This is a genomic window from Chitinophaga polysaccharea (assembly GCF_902150045.1).
Classification (GTDB): Bacteria; Bacteroidota; Bacteroidia; order Chitinophagales; family Chitinophagaceae; genus Chitinophaga; species Chitinophaga polysaccharea_A.
Map to the genome: position 1 here is coordinate 654632 of NZ_CABFVU010000004.1, position 17414 is coordinate 672045.

14 protein-coding genes are annotated in these 17414 nt (G+C 46.7%); 9 read left to right on the forward strand and 5 right to left on the reverse strand.

The window, feature by feature from the left end; genetic code table 11:
* Window positions 1-5 precede the first annotated feature (5 nt).
* The 3 genes from FN124_RS27350 to FN124_RS27360 all read right to left on the reverse strand — a co-directional run bounded on the left by FN124_RS27350 (window position 6) and on the right by FN124_RS27360 (window position 5291).
* Entirely contained in the window at window positions 6-3392 is a 3387-nt protein-coding gene (locus FN124_RS27350; protein ID WP_142687957.1) for a TonB-dependent receptor, read from the reverse strand.
* Between the two features lie 181 nt (window positions 3393-3573).
* The gene (locus FN124_RS27355) at window positions 3574-4656 is read right to left on the reverse strand and encodes a FecR family protein (RefSeq protein ID WP_142687958.1); all 1083 of its coding nucleotides are present in this window, start codon (window positions 4654-4656) and stop codon (window positions 3574-3576) included.
* 59 nt (window positions 4657-4715) lie between these two features.
* Window positions 4716-5291, reverse strand: a complete 576-nt coding sequence (locus tag FN124_RS27360) for an RNA polymerase sigma-70 factor (RefSeq protein ID WP_142687959.1) — start codon at window positions 5289-5291, stop codon at window positions 4716-4718.
* Between the two features lie 164 nt (window positions 5292-5455).
* Here FN124_RS27360 and FN124_RS31570 point away from each other — a divergent pair, with 164 nt between their 5' ends.
* From FN124_RS31570 to FN124_RS27390, 8 genes are all read left to right on the forward strand, one after another.
* Complete coding sequence (locus FN124_RS31570; protein WP_260607598.1) at window positions 5456-5584, forward strand: hypothetical protein; 129 nt, start codon at window positions 5456-5458, stop codon at window positions 5582-5584.
* A 164-nt stretch (window positions 5585-5748) separates the two neighbouring features.
* Entirely contained in the window at window positions 5749-5922 is a 174-nt protein-coding gene (locus tag FN124_RS31025) for a hypothetical protein (RefSeq protein WP_185937408.1), read from the forward strand.
* A 34-nt stretch (window positions 5923-5956) separates the two neighbouring features.
* The gene (locus tag FN124_RS27365) at window positions 5957-6145 is read left to right on the forward strand and encodes a hypothetical protein (RefSeq protein WP_142687960.1); all 189 of its coding nucleotides are present in this window, start codon (window positions 5957-5959) and stop codon (window positions 6143-6145) included.
* Window positions 6146-6224: 79 nt separating this feature from the next.
* Window positions 6225-7199 (forward strand): grasp-with-spasm system ATP-grasp peptide maturase, encoded by a 975-nt coding sequence (gwsG, locus tag FN124_RS27370; RefSeq protein WP_142687961.1) that lies wholly within the window; start codon window positions 6225-6227, stop codon window positions 7197-7199.
* Entirely contained in the window at window positions 7177-7356 is a 180-nt protein-coding gene (locus FN124_RS27375) for a hypothetical protein (RefSeq protein WP_142687962.1), read from the forward strand. The genes gwsG and FN124_RS27375 overlap by 23 nt, the downstream gene beginning before the upstream one ends.
* 2 nt (window positions 7357-7358) lie before the next feature.
* A complete protein-coding gene (gwsS, locus tag FN124_RS27380) occupies window positions 7359-8429 on the forward strand; it encodes a grasp-with-spasm system SPASM domain peptide maturase (protein WP_142687963.1) in 1071 nt (356 codons plus the stop codon).
* Window position 8430: 1 nt separating this feature from the next.
* Window positions 8431-10638: a peptidase domain-containing ABC transporter gene (locus FN124_RS27385; RefSeq protein ID WP_260607599.1), complete on the forward strand. Its 2208-nt coding sequence runs from the start codon at window positions 8431-8433 to the stop codon at window positions 10636-10638.
* Window positions 10628-11932 carry an HlyD family secretion protein gene (locus tag FN124_RS27390; protein ID WP_142687964.1) on the forward strand — a complete coding sequence of 435 codons (1305 nt, stop codon included), beginning with the start codon at window positions 10628-10630 and terminating at the stop codon, window positions 11930-11932. Before FN124_RS27385 ends, FN124_RS27390 begins: the two co-directional genes overlap by 11 nt.
* A 2-nt stretch (window positions 11933-11934) precedes the next feature.
* Here the strand turns inward: FN124_RS27390 and FN124_RS27395 are convergent, their stop codons facing one another.
* Window positions 11935-13575, reverse strand: coding sequence for a peptide MFS transporter (locus FN124_RS27395; protein ID WP_142687965.1), 1641 nt, complete (start codon window positions 13573-13575; stop codon window positions 11935-11937).
* A 170-nt stretch (window positions 13576-13745) separates the two neighbouring features.
* Here FN124_RS27395 and FN124_RS27400 point away from each other — a divergent pair, with 170 nt between their 5' ends.
* Complete coding sequence (locus FN124_RS27400; RefSeq protein ID WP_185937409.1) at window positions 13746-16751, forward strand: ligand-binding sensor domain-containing protein; 3006 nt, start codon at window positions 13746-13748, stop codon at window positions 16749-16751.
* Here FN124_RS27400 and FN124_RS27405 read toward each other — a convergent pair.
* Entirely contained in the window at window positions 16738-17379 is a 642-nt protein-coding gene (locus FN124_RS27405) for a response regulator (protein WP_142687967.1), read from the reverse strand. The genes FN124_RS27400 and FN124_RS27405 overlap by 14 nt on opposite strands.
* Between the last annotated feature and the right edge of the window lie 35 nt (window positions 17380-17414).

Consider the following 17414-nt stretch of genomic DNA (forward strand, 5'->3'; position numbering starts at 1 on the left):
GAACATTAGAAGCCAACGTTGATACCGAAGGTCACTGTTTTTGCCAGTGGATAACTACCATAGTCAACGCCGCCGGTAAGAGGGCCTTCGTAGTTACTTACTTCAGGATTGAAATTCAAATATTTTGTCCAGGTATAAAGGTTTTGTGCAGAAGCGTATATCCGTACCTGTTGCAGTTTAAGACGATTGATCACTGACTTTGGCAACTTGTAACCCAGGCTTATATTCTGGATGCGCAGGTAAGAACCATCTTCTACCCAACGGGAAGAAATGGCGCTGTTGTTACCGGTGGTGCGTGCGTTAGCCCTGGGTTCCGTGCCATTGCCGGGATTGGAGGGCGAGCGCCAGCGGTCCTGCACAATAGCGAGGTTATTGGCACTGCCTTCCAGGTTATCAAAGAAACGGCGGCTCAGGTTAAGGATCTTTCCACCTTGTGTGCCCTGCAGGGAAATACTGAGGTCGATATTTTTATAGGAAAAGGTGTTGTTCATGCTGTAAATGAAATCAGGCTGGTTATTACCAATAAGGGTCCTGTCTTTCGCATCAATTTTACCATCTTTATTTACATCTTCATACTTTACGTCCCCGGGTCTGGTAGTGTTATCATGCGGGTTGGTGTGAAGGTCGGCCTCATCCTGGAATATGCCCAGTTGTTTATAGCCGTAGAAGCTGCCTATCGGTTGCCCTATCATGGTGATATTTGTTTCACCAACGCCGCTACTGCTCAATATAGGGTCGCCCGTGGGGCCCAGCGCCAGTACTTTATTCCTGTTGAAGGAAAGGTTAATGTTTGTATTCCAGGTGAAGGCGCCTGTTAAATTATACGTGTTCACACCAAATTCAAATCCCTTGTTGCTTAACCTGCCGATGTTTTTATAGGCAGAACCAAATCCTGTGAGCGTGGGTACATTCACAGAAAGCAACAGATCTTTTGTGATACGGTCGTAATAATCAACGGATATAGAGATCCTGTTTTGCAGCAAACCGATATCGATACCGGCATCCAGTTGCTGGTTACGTTCCCATTTCAGTCCGGGGTTACCGAGTGAGCTGATAGCAAGGCCGGTCACCAGGTTGTTGTTAAAGCTGTAGTTGGTAGTACCTACACTTCCCACATACGGGTAATAGGTATTGAAGGAATTGTTCCCGGAAAGGCCATAACTCACACGCAGTTTAAGTTCCGACAGCAGTAACAGGTTTTTCATAAAGGGCTCTTCTGTAACACGCCAGCCGGCAGAAGCGGCAGGGAAGGTACCAAACCTGTTATCCGGGCCAAAGATAGAAGACCCGTCCCGGCGAACCGATACATTCAGCAGGTATTTGGTTTTGTAATTATAACCTATCCTTGCAAAGTAAGACACTGTGGCATTTTCCGTTTTCTGTGAGCTTACAGATGCCGGCTGCCCTGCAGCATTCAGCGTTTGTACAATATCGTTGGCAAAAGTATTACCGGCTGCATTGGACGACTGGTACTGCAGTTTGTTAGACTCTGTACCGGCCAGTACTTCCAGGTTATGCACATCGTGGAAAGAGACGTTATAAGTGAGCGTTTGGTTAACAAGCCAGTTAAGTCCCTGTTCTGAAAATGCGCTTCCCGTTGCGGCTGTAGGCGGTAGTTGCTGGTTCAGCGGCATCTTTGAGGTAGTATAGGCATTCCTGCGGTTCTGGTATAGATTTACATTACCGGAGATCCTGTATTTCAGGTTGGGCAGGAATTTATATTCCGCATATACATTGGACAGCAGGTTGGTTTGACTGAAATCGCTGTTATATTCGGTAATGTTGGCAACCGGATTGGTGATGCCCGGCAGGTTATACGGCGCCGCCAGGGCTGTTTGAGAGGAATAGCTGCCATCAGGATTGTAAATGGGTGCCATGGGAATAGCAGAAAGAGCGGCGTTGATGATGCCGTTGTCTGCCCAGTGGCCGTCGGATCTCACTTCCTGTGTTACCCTGTAAGATGGATTGATGTTAAATCCTATCCTGAGTTTGGGAGTGGCTTTGATATCCACGTTTGCCCGCAGGGTATAACGGTCCATTGCGGATTTTTTGATAATGCCATCCTGAGTCAGGTAACCTGCGCTCACAGCGTATTGCACATTTTCAGAGCCGCCCGTGGCAGAGAACTGGTAATTGCTGATAGGCGCTGTACGGAAGATGAGGTCCTGGAAATTATGATCCGGAAGTGCGGCCACTTTTGCAGGATCATCATAATTAAACCAGTCGAACAGATCCCCGCGCGGATAACGGTAACGCAGGTAATCGGCTGGTCTTACACTGTTCGGGTCCGACGCCTGTGCGCCGGGTACATTATCGAGGTAGGCATTGTTAGCCGCTTCTTTGGCAAATTCCGCATATTGCTGCGCATTCAGTACATCCAGTTTTTTGGTCACCTGTTGAAATCCCGAATATACATTCAGGTTCATCTGTGTTTTGCCGGGACGACCTCTTTTGGTAGTAACGAGGATCACACCGTTGGAACCGCGGGAACCATAGATCGCTGCTGAGGATGCATCTTTCAATACATCAATTTTTTCAATTTCTTCTGCGTTCAACAGGCCGAAGGCTGTAGGCGGAACGATGTTACCATCTACTACTATCAGCGGATTGCTGCCTGCAGAGATAGAACCAAAGCCTCTTACCTTAATGGAGGGTGTACTGCCGGGACTCCCGGAATTCTGCTGTACTACTACGCCGGCTATTTTACCCTGCAGGGCACTGGCCACATTCGATACCGGCATATCGCGGATCTCCTGCATGGGAACAGAAGCGATGGCGCCGGTAACATTCTGTCTTTTCTGGGTGCCATATCCTACCACCACAACGTCGTTGAGATTACTGGATATAGCCATCAGCGTTACATTAAGTGTTGTTTTGCCGCCCAGCGCCCGCTCCTGTGGCGCAAACCCGATATAGGTGAATAACAGCGTGTCGTTGACAGACGGGACGTTGAGCGTATAATGACCATCTGCTTTGGTGGTAGTGCCAAGCGAGGTGCCTTTAACGTTGATACTTACACCGGGCAGCGGCTGGTTCTTATCATCCGTAACCATACCGGTGATGGTAGCGCGGGTTTGACGGGCCGTTTCTCCTTTTTCAGAAGAAATAACGATCAGGTTATTTTCCATTTCCCTGTATTGCAGACCGGAGTTCTCCAGCAATTTATTGAGTGCATCAGATACCTTTGCATTCTTTACAGAGAAATTCACCTTTTTGGTTAAGCAGGAGAGATCATAATTATATAAAAAACGAACTTTAGCCTTTTTCTCGATCACATTCAGGATAGTACGCAGTTCAACCTGTTCAAAGCTGGCGGTAATGCTTTGGCTGAATACTTTTGCTGCACTGACCTGCGACGCAGTAAAAAAAATAATTAACATGGAAAGCTTCATACATAGAAGGAATTTAAGCAGACGTGGCATCATAACGCCTCTGGCAGGAGGTGCGTTTTTTTTCATAACTTTGTATTTATGGTTTAAAAAGGAAGAAACCCGTTGATTTTCCCGATCGGAGGTTTCTGATACATTAAACTTATCGGGGAATGTTTCCGCATTTCCCGATTTTTTTTGGCTGTTACTTGTAGATGTTTACTTCATTATTATCAATTTTAAACGTGAAAGGCAGCGATAGCTGCAATGCCGATAGTACTTCCGGAATATTTTCGTTTTCAAATCTTGCGTGGAACCTGTACCCGGCCACCGTGGAATCATTAATAGCTATTTTTACATTGAACCATCGTTCCATTTCGTTGGAAATTTCCTGGAAATTTTCCCCGTCAAAAACAAGTTTGTTATACACCCAGGCTGTTTCTGCCAAAGCAGTATCAGCGGCATTTTTTTTAAGGGAGGTTACTATCATGTTGCCAGGTGCCGCCTTAGGGAAGGGGTTGTCTGTATCAGCGGAAATGTTACCTGCTGTTCTGTTAATTACTACTTTCTCATGCGGATGAAGCAGCAATATGTCCTGCGGTTTATTGCCCGTTTTTGATACCTGTACCAATCCCCTGATCAGGGTAGCTTCCGTTCTTGTGTCTTCCGGGTAGCATTTCACATTAAAAGCGGTGCCCAGTACTTTTATATTGATATCGTGGGTGTGAACAATAAAAGGACGCCCGGGATTTTTGGCTACATCAAAATAAGCTTCTCCTTCTAACTCCACTTCGCGGAGGGAATCCGTAAAATTGGCGGGATAACTGATCCTGCTTCCTGAATTAAGCCATACAATGCTTCCATCAGGCAATAGCAATCTTGATTTGGCGCCGGGTTTGGCAATGGTTTCTATACGCGATGCCACCGGGGCTTCCTGCCGGTTCCGGTATACTTTTACATACAACCATGAAAAAAAGAGTAATCCGGAAAGAACGGCGGCGATGGAAAGGAGGTTACGGATATAATGTGTTTGTTTTTCATATACCGGTTCAGGCTCCTTTGTTTCCGCGGCCGCTGCGTCCAGGATATGGCGGAAATGTGTTTCAGGATCCGCGTCTTCACCGGTAGCGGGGGAAAGGGAAGTGGTCCAGTAATCCGCTAAAATAGAAAGCAGATAGGCGTCTGCAGGATGCTCCTTCAAAAGCATATCCAGCTCCTTTATCTCTTCGGGAGTTGCTTCTCCCGATAATTTCCTGGCAATTAACTGAGTAACCCGTTCTTTATGCATTGGACCTTAATTAATGATAAAGACAGGAAAATAAAACGATGACCTTAAGGCCGGGTAAATTATTTTTTTACCGGCTTCTGCGGGAAGGCGGTAAAATGCGCCTGCACCTTTTCGGAGATGCGCTTAACGGCAATCACCATCTGGGCGTCAACGGTGTTTATTGTGAGATTCAGGATTTCAGCTACATCCCTGTAACGGAGGCCGTCTTCCCGTACCAGCTTAAAGATCATTTTACACCTGGGAGGAAGGGACTCTACCGCGGAAGTAATTTTGGCCAGTAGCTCGGCACTGATCATTTTTTCGTCGGGCGACTGGTCACGGCTTAACTCGATATCAATATCATTAAAGGGTTCTGTTATTTGCCGGTGGGCTTTGGAAGACAGATAGTTGAGCGCGTTGTTTTTTACCGCTACATACAAATACACACGGATATTGGAAATGGAGGGCGCCTTCTCTCTTTGTTTCCATATCTTAATAAATACATCATTCACTATCTCCGCAGCAGCTTCCTTTGTTTTAACGATAGAATAGGCAAACTGGTTAAGCCGGGGGCTGTAATACTCGAATACCCGCCGGAATGCCTGTTCATCGCCATCCCCGATGCGCTGAAGCTCCGCAAAGGACTCCTCATTCATATGATCTGAAATATTTTCCGGCAATCGATTGTAATAATTTTGATTGATAAATATAAAATCAGCGATTTTCCCGGTAGAACCGGGAAGCAGCCCGTAATATTTGCTTGGAATGTTTTGTTATGCGAAACTCAAAGTAAGTAATTTTTTGTTAAACGTGCTACAGCATGACCGGGATATTATTCAGGATCCAGGTATACCGGCGATACGCACTACAGCTCATTTTCACACAGAAAAAGGCCGCTTCGGGCAAAAAGCGGGCAGGTATAGCGCTTAAAAATACAACGTATAAATAAATTTAATGTGTAATTGTGTTGTTCTAAGATAAGTTTAAGAAAGGCTCTCCGCAAATATCCCCCAAACTGCTACGAATATGAAATGCAACCACTCAAAAATACATCCGCCCGCTTTCAACCCGATGACACCACCTAATTTTAGACCAGATTAAAAATTTAACCACATGAAACAGTTAGAAAAATTGGTTGCCAAAAAGGTAACATCTCCGGAAACGGTGAAGGGCGGCAGATTAGCTCTGATGGAATTTGCCCTCGAAGACCAGGAAAGAACCACTGAAAACTATGCTTCCTGGAACGGACAGCATTGGGTAACAGACACCCGGAATGACCCTAAGTAACCCACAACGTAAACCACAAAAAAAATTAAAAACTATGGACAAGTTGCAAAAACTGAACGCAAAGAAAGTTGAATCCCTGGAAGCAATTAAAGGTGGCAGAGCTATGTTAGCAGAGTTCTCCCTTGATGCAGGAGATGCTGCAGGCACTACTGTTCACACGCCGACCCATTATTCAGGTCCGGATGTTTATCTGTGCGATCACAAGCCAGATCCCCAAAAATAGCTCCTTCCGCCATTAGGACCGGAAACACGAGGACTGCCGGCAATAACCGGCAGTCCTTACTACCAGTAACTAACGTACCATGTCCCAACAGATCCTCATATTAAGTCAATCGCACCTGGAAGGCACCACAGATCATGTTTGCCAGTGGCTCGGCCACCTGGGCATACCCTACCTGCGGATGAATGGGGAGGACTTGTTCGATATGCAACACCTGGGCGATTTGCCCGGAAACGACGAGATAGCAGTGGTTTGGTACCGGAGAAAGATCAGCAGCTTCCCGGTGAAGTACAGTCTTAAGCAGGCAGACTTCCAAACGCAATACACTCTGAAACGCTTCCTGGCAGACGAATTCAACGGCCTTCATTCATTGCTGTTCTACACCATTGACCGGCAAAAATGGTTGAATGACCCCATTACAGAAGATAACCTGAACAAGTTGCACGTATTGGCCCTCGCCCGCAAATGCGGTATCAGCACGCCTTTCACGGAGGTGGTAACCACCAGGGCAGCAATTGCACAATTGCTGGAAAACTACCATGAGATCATTGTAAAGCCCGTTAGTGAATGCATTTTTCTTGAAGATACTGCAGGCGGGCAATACAAGATGCTCACAAAAACCATTCACCAAAACAACCTGCAACTGGTGCCCGAAAAATTTTTCCCTTCGCTGGTCCAGGAAAAAATTACCAAGAAGTTCGAGATCCGTACTTTTTACCTGGATGGTGAATGCCATTCCATGGCTATCTTTTCACAAAATAACCGGAAAACAAAAGATGATTTCCGGAATTACGACAACCAGCGGCCCAACAGAACAGTGCCTTACAAACTGCCGGCCGCCCTGGAATTTAAGCTGGGCCAGCTGATGAAATTACTGTGTTTCCGCACAGGCTCCATTGACCTGATGGTGGATATGCAGGGGAATTACCACTTCCTCGAAATTAACCCCGAAGGCCAGTTCGGCATGGTATCTTATCCCTGCAACTATTACCTGGAAAGGAAAGTAGCACAGCTGCTCAGTAAAAGCATCTCTCATGAAAAAGAAATTTACCAGTAACCTGAAAGAGAAGGAAGGATTGCCCTTATCACTGTATTTCCTGGAAAAAAATAACGGACAGCAGAACATGCCAATCCTCAAGTTTGAAAAAGCCCGGAAAATAAAGTCCGAAGGATACGAGCTGTTTAATTTTTATAAAGTGATTTCCAAATTCTGATCATGGAATATTTTAATTTATACGCAAACTGCCAGCTCGTAAAGGGCGCCCGCATGTCGCTGCTGTGCGATCTGCAGATGCGCAGATTTTATCATATCCCAAACGATACGGCCGATGTGCTCCTGTTCCTGCAACAGCATTCCATAGAAGAATGCATGGCGCATTACGGGGAGGATAACCGGGAGGCCATTACCGGCTACATCAGTTTCCTGCTCAGTAAGGAACTGGGCTTTAAGGATAACCGGCTGGTACCTGAATTAACGCCCCTGGATCTCAGCTGGGACAGGTACTCGGATATCACCAATGTGATTATTGAGTTTAATGAAGATATCAGCTATACCGGGGATTTTTTCCGGGAACTGTTTGACCTCCATGTACAGGGACTGGAGATCAGGTGTTACCATAAAACGGATCTGGACAGGATCCGTGAATTATTGGAAGTGTTCAACGGCACTACCCTCAAGTTCATCAAACTGGTGCTTCCCTATGAAGCAACATTGGCCCTGCCTGCACTGGATAAGCTGGTGAAAAAGTATCCGCGTGTGAGATCATTGCTGATACATTCTTCACCGGCAGACAAGCTCGAAAAAATATTCGATGGTTCCGTACCGGTGGTTTTTTTCAGCAGCAATATCAATTCCTGCCTGGCCTGCGGGGAGATCCGCGCGGACTATTTCATGTCTAATATGGAACTGTTCACCGAAAGCCAGCACTTTAACACCTGCCTGAACAGGAAGCTGAGCATAGATGGGAATGGGTATATTAAAAACTGTCCTTCCTTACCGGAAAGCTTCGGGCATGTCACTAAAACATCTGTACGGGAAGTACTGGATAATAAAGCATTTCAACGGTATGGGAAGATCCGTAAAGATGAAATAACCGTTTGCAAAGATTGTGAGTTCCGGCATGTATGCACTGATTGCAGGGCATATGTGGAAGATCCGCAGGATATGTATTCCAGGCCGCTGAAATGCGGCTATGATCCGTACACCAACAGCTGGGAAAACTGGGCGGAGAACCCGCTGAAGCAATCCGCCATTGCCTGGTATGGGCTGGAAGAGATAATAAAATAATATGAAGCTGAAAGCATTCCCTTTTTATATGCAGCCGGACGGGAAGGATTGTGGTCCTACCTGTATAAAAATTATCAGTAAGCATTACGGCAGGTTAACGGAAATAGAAACGATCCGGTCGCTGGCAGAAACCACGCGGGAGGGGAGCTCTTTACTGGGCCTGTCGGCAGCTGCAGAGGGATTAGGCTTTAAGTCGCTGGCCGTAAAGATCGATTTCCTCACCCTGGTGGAAGAGGCGCCACTGCCCTGTATCTGCCACTGGGGGCAACAGCATTTCGTGGTAGTTTACAAAGTGAAGAAGTCTGGCAGGGATACCATTGTGTATGTTTCCGATCCTGCCTATGGCCTCCTTAAATATACGCAGCAGGAGTTTATAGATGGATGGATAGGAAGGGGAAAGAATGAGCGGGATGAGGAAGGTATTGCCCTGCTGCTGGATCCTACTCCCGGGTTTTATGAAGCAGATGCAGCAGCGCCGCGGAGCAGGAAGGATTTTTCTTTCCTGTTTGGTTATTTCTCCCGGTACAAAAAACTGATTGCACAGCTGGCCATCGGGCTTTTAGCGGGAAGCATACTGTCGCTGATTTTTCCCTTTCTCACACAAAGCATTGTAGACATAGGTATCCAGAACCATGACCTGAACTTTATTTACCTGGTGTTACTGGCACAGGTAATGTTGTTTATGGGTAGAATGGGGATAGACATTGTGCGCAGCTGGATCTTACTGCATCTTTCCAGCCGGATCAATATTTCTATTGTGTCCGACTTCTTCATAAAACTTATGAAATTGCCGATCAGCTATTTTGATACCCGGATGACAGGCGATATTATGCAGCGAATTAATGATCACCAGCGGATAGAGCAACTGCTGACCAATTCTTCCCTGAATACCCTTTTCTCACTGGTGAACCTGGTTATTTTCAGCGTGGTGCTGCTACTGTACGATTACCGATTATTCCTGATCTACCTGCTGGGCGCGGTTTTATCGGTGGGATGGATTTCTTTTTTCCTGAAGAAGAGAAAAGAACTGGATTATAAACGTTTTTCGCAGTTATCACAGGAGCAGAGTAAAGTGATTGAACTGGTGAATGGGATGCAGGAGATCAAAATGCACAACGCAGAGAAACAGATGCGCTGGGGCTGGGAGTTTATGCAGGTGAAACTGTTTAAGATCCAGATCAGGGCGTTGTCGCTGGAGCAGTGGCAAACAGTGGGGTCGAATTTTATTAACCAGATGAAAGACATCTTCGTGAGCTTCCTTGCCGCCAAACTGGTGCTGGATGGCAATCTTACCCTGGGGATGATGCTGGCTGTACAGTATATCATTGGCCAGCTGAACGGACCGCTGATACAACTGATGGATTTTGTAAAGCAGCTGCAGGACGCAAAAATATCGCTGGAGCGGTTGGGAGAGATCCATGATAAAGAAGATGAGGAACGCCCCGGGATACAAACCGCAGCGGAAATACCCGAACAGGATATAGTGCTGAACAATGTTTCCTTCCGGTACACAGGCGCCGGCGCACCCGTGTTTGAGCACCTGAGCCTGCGTATTCCCCACCGTAAAACCACCGCTATTGTAGGCGCCAGCGGTAGTGGTAAAACCACCCTGCTAAAGCTGCTGATGAAATTCTATGAGCCCGGGGAAGGTGAAGTGAAGATCGGGAATGTACAGTTGCAGCATATTTCGGCGCGGTACTGGCGTGATCGGTGTGGGGTAGTAATGCAGGAGGGATATGTGTTCAATGACACCATCGCTAAAAACATCGCTGTAGGCGCAGATGATATTAACCGGCAGCAGCTCAGGAAAGCCGTGGATGTGGCCTGTATCAGGGATTTCGTGGAAAGCCTGCCACTGAGTTATAATTCAAAGATCGGTAACGAAGGAATCGGTATCAGCGGGGGGCAGAAACAACGGCTCTTTATTGCCAGGGCAGTATATAAATCGCCGGAATTTATATTTTTTGACGAAGCCACCAGCGCACTGGACGCCAATACAGAAAAAGCCATCATGGGCAACCTGGAGCATTTCCTGAAAGGAAAAACGGCTGTTATCATCGCCCACCGGTTATCGACCGTGAAAAATGCAGATAAGATCATAGTACTGGATAAAGGAAAAGTAGTGGAAGAAGGAAGTCATGATGAACTGGTATCACTCCGCCAGGAATATTACAGGCTGGTAAAAAATCAACTAGAACTTGGAAACTAAGAAAGATATAATAGACACTATTCACCTGCATTCGGAAGGTGTGCAGGACATTCTAACGCAACCGCCGCACTGGATGGTGCGCTGGGGGAATACCACTATATTTTTTATACTCCTGCTTATTTTGCTCATGAGTTATCTCATAAAATACCCGGAGTTTGTTCCTTCCACCGTTATCATCTCTTCCCAAAACCCGCCGGAGAAGCTGGAAGCAAGAACCAATACCAGGGTAACGGAAATATTTGTAGAAGATCACCAGGCCGTATCCAGGAACCAGGTGCTGATGGTATTGCAATCCACGGCCGACTACCGGGATGTGATTGCGCTGAGGCGCATCATTGATTCGCTGGATAACAGGAACCTGGCGCATTTCCCGCTTGGTGAAGCGGCCCGTTTCAAGCTGGGCGACATTCAGCTGGATTATAACGCCTTTGCCAAAGCATTAACCGAAGAACAGCTGTATGCCAGGCTGCAGCCTTATTCGCCAGATTATGCCGCGGCCAGCAGGAGCCTGGCAGAATCGCGCAGCAGGATACGCACGCTGGAACAACAGAGGAGCCTGGAGCAGACAAAGTATGAATTATCAAAAAGGGAATTCGACAGGTACCAGGAGCTTTTTAAGGAAAGGGTAGTTTCTGCATCGGAGCTGAACCAGGAAAAAATGAAATTTCTACAGGCGGAACAGAACCTGGAAAACATCAATATTACTATATCGCAGCTCCAGGAAGGCATTCTTGGTATTGAGAAAACCAGGAGCGGCGTTACTATCAATGCAGAGAAAGATAAGATCAATTTAACTTCCCAGACCATACAGCTTTTTGAGCAATTGAGAAAATCCCTCAATGCCTGGGAACAAAACTACCTGCTGGTATCGGCGGTTGATGGTGTTGTGAGCTTTCAGCAGTTCCTGGGCAGGAACCAGTTTGTAAAAGCAGGCGATATCCTGATGTCTGTTATGCCAAACGACAGGGATATGCTCATTGGCCGATTGCAGATCCCTGCTACCAATTCGGGCAAGGTAAAGGAAGGGCAGAAAGTACTGCTTAAGCTGGACAATTACCCTTACCAGGAATTTGGTATGGTGGAAGGCCGTGTAAAGAATATGGCCAATTCACCGGATAAAGATGGTAATTACTATGTGAACGTGATCCTTCCCAATGGTCTGCAAACATCTTTTCATAAAACCCTTCCTTTTGATAAAGAATTAAAAGGCAATGCAGAAGTAGTTACACAGGACCTGCGCTTAGTGGAAAGATTTTTTTACCAGATGAGAAAACTGTTGCGGTTTGAATCGTAACATCATTTTACATACTCCCTGAAGATCCCGTTCAGCCAGCGCAGCATCATAAATATCACCAGTGCCGCGCCTCCCAGCAGGAGGAAGTTGACCAGGAAATAATTCGCCTTATTATCATAAGTATCCCATAAGGTGGCCAGGATACCCGATAGTTTATTGCCGATAGATGTAGCGAGGAACCAGCCCCCCATCATCAGCGAGGTAATACGCGCAGGGCTGAGCTTTGACACCAGCGACAGTCCCATCGGGCTCAGGAATAATTCCCCTACCGTAATGATACCATAGCATCCCACCAGCCACCAGGGTGATGCTTTCACTGCGCCGTTGCTGCACACATATACAGCGCCCACCATCATCAGCGTAGATACCGCTGAAATCATCAGTCCCCATGCTATTTTAGACGGAGTGGAAGGTTCGCGGTTCCGTTTACGCAGCCATGCAAAGAATACCACGATCAATGGAGTGAGTGTTATTACAAAGAAAGGGTTGATGGATTGAAACAACTCCGTATTGTACAGGCTGATGCTGCTTCCTGTTGCCGGCATCTTTTCCGGCGCTACATTTTTGAAGTAGGGCACTTTGTCCCATACTTTTTCCGGTTTGCCTGCCGCATCACGCACTACCCTGAATTCTTCGTCGTAACGGGTTACTGAATCAGGCTTGTTGTGTACTGTTTCTACCAGGTAAAGTTGCTGTGCCGGTTGTTCAATGGCTGCGGGTATCTCCCTGTCGGTATAATATTGTGCCCAGGTAGTGAGAGCGGTACCGTTTTGCTTGAACACGGCCCAGAACACAATAGACACTGCAAAAATGGCCAGCAGCGCAGCTATGGGTTTGCGGTCCCTTGCATCTGCCTTCAGCAGCAGCGACAGGAAAAAGAATAGTATGGGAATGCAGGCGAAGATGAAGGCATCGGTAGAGTCCGAGCCAAAGATATTGCCGGGAATAAACCAGGCGCCCAGTCCTACTACAATAGCAGGCAGGAATACCACGGAGAAGATCCTGCTCAGCGGCATATCGCCGGGCTGTACCGGTTTGCGTACATCTGCGTGCCGGTAGTGTTTCATACCGATCACGAAGATCAGCACGCCCAGGAACATGCCTACGCCGGCAGCAATAAACGCCGCGCCCCAGCCGATGGTGTTCCGGAGAAAGGCGGCAAAGAAGTTACAGATAAACGCCCCGATATTAATACCCATGTAAAAGATATTATAGCCGGTGTCTTTCCGGCTGCGGTATTGATCATCGTTATATACATTACCCAGCAAGGTGGAGATATTGGGCTTAAAGAATCCATTCCCTATACAGATCAGGGCCAGCGATCCGTAGAAAACGGGGAGGCGGTGCACAGATAAGCCTATGTATCCTATGCCCATTAGCAGCCCGCCGATAATAATTGATTTGCTGTAACCCAGTTTACGATCGGCTATCAGGCCGCCGAGGAAAGGCGTGAGGTACACAAAGGCGATGAAGGTACCGAATATATCAGCCGCAGTGGAACGATCCATGCCCCAGCCACCTTTCGACGTGTCTGTAAGATACAGTTGGAAAATACCAAGGATCAGGTAAAAACCAAATCGCTCCCACATTTCGGAGAGAAAAAGGAAAGGTAATGCTGCCGGATGGTTACGTGGAGTATTCATAGCGGCAAAATAAGATATTTGTATGATTGCCATCATCAGTAATACAAATAAAAGTTTTATATCTTTACCCGATGTGATAGTGGATATCGCAATTGATATAGTATTGTCGTGATGCTTTTATTTCGAAGATGAACCTTATTTTTTGTCTCAGCCTATCTTTATTGGACGTCATGCCGATAGCGCCCATTGTTACAATGGACACGTCGGTGCATTATACTGTCAGGCATTTTACGGATGAAGATGGCTTGCCGCAGAATAGCGTAAAAGCTTTGGTGCCGGACAGGAACGGCTTTTTATGGCTGGCAACTGAAAACGGCTTAACAAGGTTCGACGGCAGTTATTTTCTCAATTTTAGCAGCGATAATGTACCTGGTTTGAAAAGCAGCAGGATTGCCAGGGTTTATCCAAATGATACCGCCATAGTTGCAGAAACGGATATTGGCGAGCTCCTGACCGTTACAGAAAGCACGGTAAAGGATATAGGAAAAGAGCTGTCGGAATACAAATACCAGCGATACAAAGATGTCGAAAATGATTATTATCCCATCAGGGGGTGGCCGGATGACCTTGCCGGACGTTTCTCAAAACAGCGTCCTATAGTGATGCCGCAAGGCACGGAAAGTTATTTTGCTGCCTGGCATGATACCATCTCGTTTATAAAACAAGGGAGGGTGGAGTATCGTATCATACAGTCCCAACTGGACCCGTTGCGTTTGTTTGTTTGTGGCGACCAGCTTTTTTACCTCAGCAGGGATGGGCATATAACAGGGTGGGAGAAAGACAAGCCGGTGAAGGTGTCTCTTACGGGAGACCTGTTATCGGACGTAGCCTTTAGTAAATGTAAAATAGAGTTATACTGGAACCTGGCGGCGCACCAGGTTTTTATTTATACGGATAACCGTTGCTACCTGTTGGAGCCAGGAAAGGGAAAACGTATACATAGCTCGATGGTGCTGCGGGATTTTAATTTTTACCAGAGCTATATCACCTCGATCTATTATGATCAGCTTAATAGCCGGGTTTTCCTTGGAAGCTCCACAAAGGGCCTGTATATCGGGACCAGGCAACAATTTACTGCATGTAAGTCGGATATTGCGGGATCCGAAGTATTTTATGCGCAGGCTCCTTTTCCGGGAAATGCGGTGGTAACAGGAGTCGGGCTGGTTTTTAACCAGAAAGGAAAACACCGCTGGCTGCCATTGTCGCTCAAGGAAAGCCCGTTGGAAAATTATACATTGGCCCGTGATAAAGAGGGAAGATACTGGGGAAGGAATGGAACAACATTAGTTGCTGTATCACCGGACTTCAGCCGGGTGTTGCACAAAATTGAATTGCCATTCCTCATTAGCCAGGTATACGCTGACCAGGCAGGAAACTTATGGGTGGGAGGGAAATATCCCGGGCTGTATTATATAAGAACAGCCGATCCCGGCCTGGCGTTACAGTCGCTCCCCGCAGCTGTATACGACGTAACCTACATGAAAGAGGGGAAACCGGGAATATTATGGGTTGGTACCAGTAAAGGACTGTACCGGGTACATTTGCCCTCCGGGCATACCGATACTATCAAAGGATTGGAACAGGGGAATGTAAGAAGCATCTATATACCCAAATACGGAGAAGTCTGGATCACCACTTATAACCGGGGCGTTTTTCTTTACCATAATGAACGGCTGGCAGCGCTGCCGCAGGACCGGCAGCGTTATATGGCTACCACCCATTGTATTACAGAAGATGACCAGGGATATTTCTGGCTTACTACCAACAAGGGGTTATTCAGGATCAGCAGGCAGGATGCCATTGATTTCGCGGATGGAAAGCAGCGGGATTTATATTATTACTACTTCGGGAAAGACCAGGGCTTTAACACGAATGAGTTTAATGGCGGATGTGAGCCCTGTTCCATTGAGTATGACGACGGGGGTATTTCCTTACCATCGCTGGATGGATTGGTACAGTTCACACCATCTGCTATCCGGATGGAGATGCCGGATAAAGGGATCTATATAGATTGGGCGGAGCATAACCTGAAACCAGCAGCCGCCTCATCACAATTTAGCCTGCCAAATAATTTCCAGAGCTTCCGGTTTCATATCAGCTCCCCCTATTTCGGAGATCCCAGGAACCTGCAGTTTTATTATTGCCTGGAAGCAGAAGAAAATCCCGAAGAACAGATATGGTTGCCTGTGAGCAGCGACAGAACGATTACATTTTCTACTTTACCATCGGGCGATTACCGTATCCGCATCAGGAAGCTGAAAGGGTTTGGAGGAGACCAGTATACCGAAAAAGTGATAGCAGTTTGTGTACAGAAAGCTTTTTATGAAAAAGGATGGTTCAGGCTGGCGGTATTGATCACCCTGATCTGCCTGGTAGTGCTGTTTTACAAGATACGCATCCGGCGTATCCGGGAAAAGAACAGGCAATTGGAATTGAAGGTAATGAGCCGCACCCGGGAGCTTGAGAAAACAATGAACATACTCCAGGAATCGGATGAACAGCTTCACAAGCAAAGCTTTATGCACAAGCGTTTGCTGGCCGCTATTACTCACGATATTAAAACACCGCTGAAGTTTTTGCTCAGGGTGAATAAAGATGAGCTATCATCCGGTATGCTGCAGGAGAAGGAAATAAAAACCGTGACCTATGATAGTCTTTACCGCATGCATCATCTGGTAGATAACCTGATACATTACATGCGTATTTCCTTTTTCACCGGTGAATTTTCAGAAGAAATAGTAGACATAGGCCGGTTGGTGGAAGAAAAGATGGAGATCTTCAGGCCGGTATCCATTTCGAAAGGGATTCATATCGTCAATAATATTCCGGCGGGAATGAAAGTGATCATCAACAAGCAGTTACTGGCAGTGGTATTACACAACTTGTTAGACAATGCCGTAAAATATACTGCCAGGGGAGGAGTAAAAATAAGTGGAGAGAAAGATGAGCGGATGCTTACCATACATTTGCTGGATACCGGTTTCGGTATGCCGCCGGAAGTAAGGGACTGGATCAATAATACCGAAAATGATGGCATGGGGAATTTAAGCAATGCCGGGATAGGGCTGATCCTGGTAAAGGAATTGCTCCCGCTGATAAAAGGCAGGCTGTTTGCTTACCCTGGCATTGACGGAGGTACCAGCGTTTCCCTGCAGCTCCGGATTAATGGCTTGTAACCTGGTACATCTGTGCTTTTTCGATCAGCGCTATCACATTCTTTACACCTACTTTTTCAAAGATGCGTGTTTTATAGGTGCTGACAGTAGTTAGCTGTAAATGGAGCATTTCCGCAATTTTTATCAGAGGAAGCCCTTTGGTGATCAGGTTCATTACTTCTATCTCCCGGGGAGAAAGTACTGTGAATGGATTGTTGCGAAGTTCCTGCTGCCCGGTGAATTTGCCGATCAATAATTCGCGCACTGCCCGGCTGATATATTTTTCGCCCCCCAGAACGGCGGTGATGGCTGTCCTGAATTCTTCATCGGGAGAATTTTTCTCAATGTAACCGTCGGCGCCTGCCTGGAGATAATTAAGGGCGTACAGTGTTTCATCATACGCAGAAAAAACCAGTATTTTGATACCGGGTTGCCGCAGCTTAACGGCATCTATCATTTGCCGGTTGTTTCCTCCCGGCATGTTAATGTCCAATATCAACAGTTTGAAAGGTTGGGCTTCAATAAGGAAAATGGCTTCGTCAAATGTTTTTGCTTCAGTAACGAGCATTGCCCCAGGCAATGAGCAGAGAATTTGTTTCATACCAAGTCTTACTATGGAATGGTCGTCTGCTATTAATACGTTTATCATTTTTGGCTCAGGTTAGGGAATAGCGGATAGCACAG

Coding starts and splice junctions, on each gene's coding strand:
- FN124_RS27405 (WP_142687967.1), bottom strand. CDS start 17,379: ATGATAAACGTATTAATAGCAGACGACCATTCCATAGTAAGACTTGGT.
- FN124_RS31025 (WP_185937408.1), top strand. CDS start 5,749: ATGAAACAGTTAGAAAAATTGGTTGCCAAAAAGGTAACATCTCCGGAA.
- FN124_RS27360 (WP_142687959.1), bottom strand. CDS start 5,291: ATGAATGAGGAGTCCTTTGCGGAGCTTCAGCGCATCGGGGATGGCGAT.
- gwsS (WP_142687963.1), top strand. CDS start 7,359: ATGGAATATTTTAATTTATACGCAAACTGCCAGCTCGTAAAGGGCGCC.
- FN124_RS27350 (WP_142687957.1), bottom strand. CDS start 3,392: ATGAAGCTTTCCATGTTAATTATTTTTTTTACTGCGTCGCAGGTCAGT.
- FN124_RS31570 (WP_260607598.1), top strand. CDS start 5,456: ATGACCGGGATATTATTCAGGATCCAGGTATACCGGCGATACGCACTA.
- FN124_RS27375 (WP_142687962.1), top strand. CDS start 7,177: ATGAAAAAGAAATTTACCAGTAACCTGAAAGAGAAGGAAGGATTGCCC.
- FN124_RS27385 (WP_260607599.1), top strand. CDS start 8,431: ATGAAGCTGAAAGCATTCCCTTTTTATATGCAGCCGGACGGGAAGGAT.
- FN124_RS27355 (WP_142687958.1), bottom strand. CDS start 4,656: ATGCATAAAGAACGGGTTACTCAGTTAATTGCCAGGAAATTATCGGGA.
- gwsG (WP_142687961.1), top strand. CDS start 6,225: ATGTCCCAACAGATCCTCATATTAAGTCAATCGCACCTGGAAGGCACC.
- FN124_RS27400 (WP_185937409.1), top strand. CDS start 13,746: ATGCCGATAGCGCCCATTGTTACAATGGACACGTCGGTGCATTATACT.
- FN124_RS27395 (WP_142687965.1), bottom strand. CDS start 13,575: ATGAATACTCCACGTAACCATCCGGCAGCATTACCTTTCCTTTTTCTC.
- FN124_RS27365 (WP_142687960.1), top strand. CDS start 5,957: ATGGACAAGTTGCAAAAACTGAACGCAAAGAAAGTTGAATCCCTGGAA.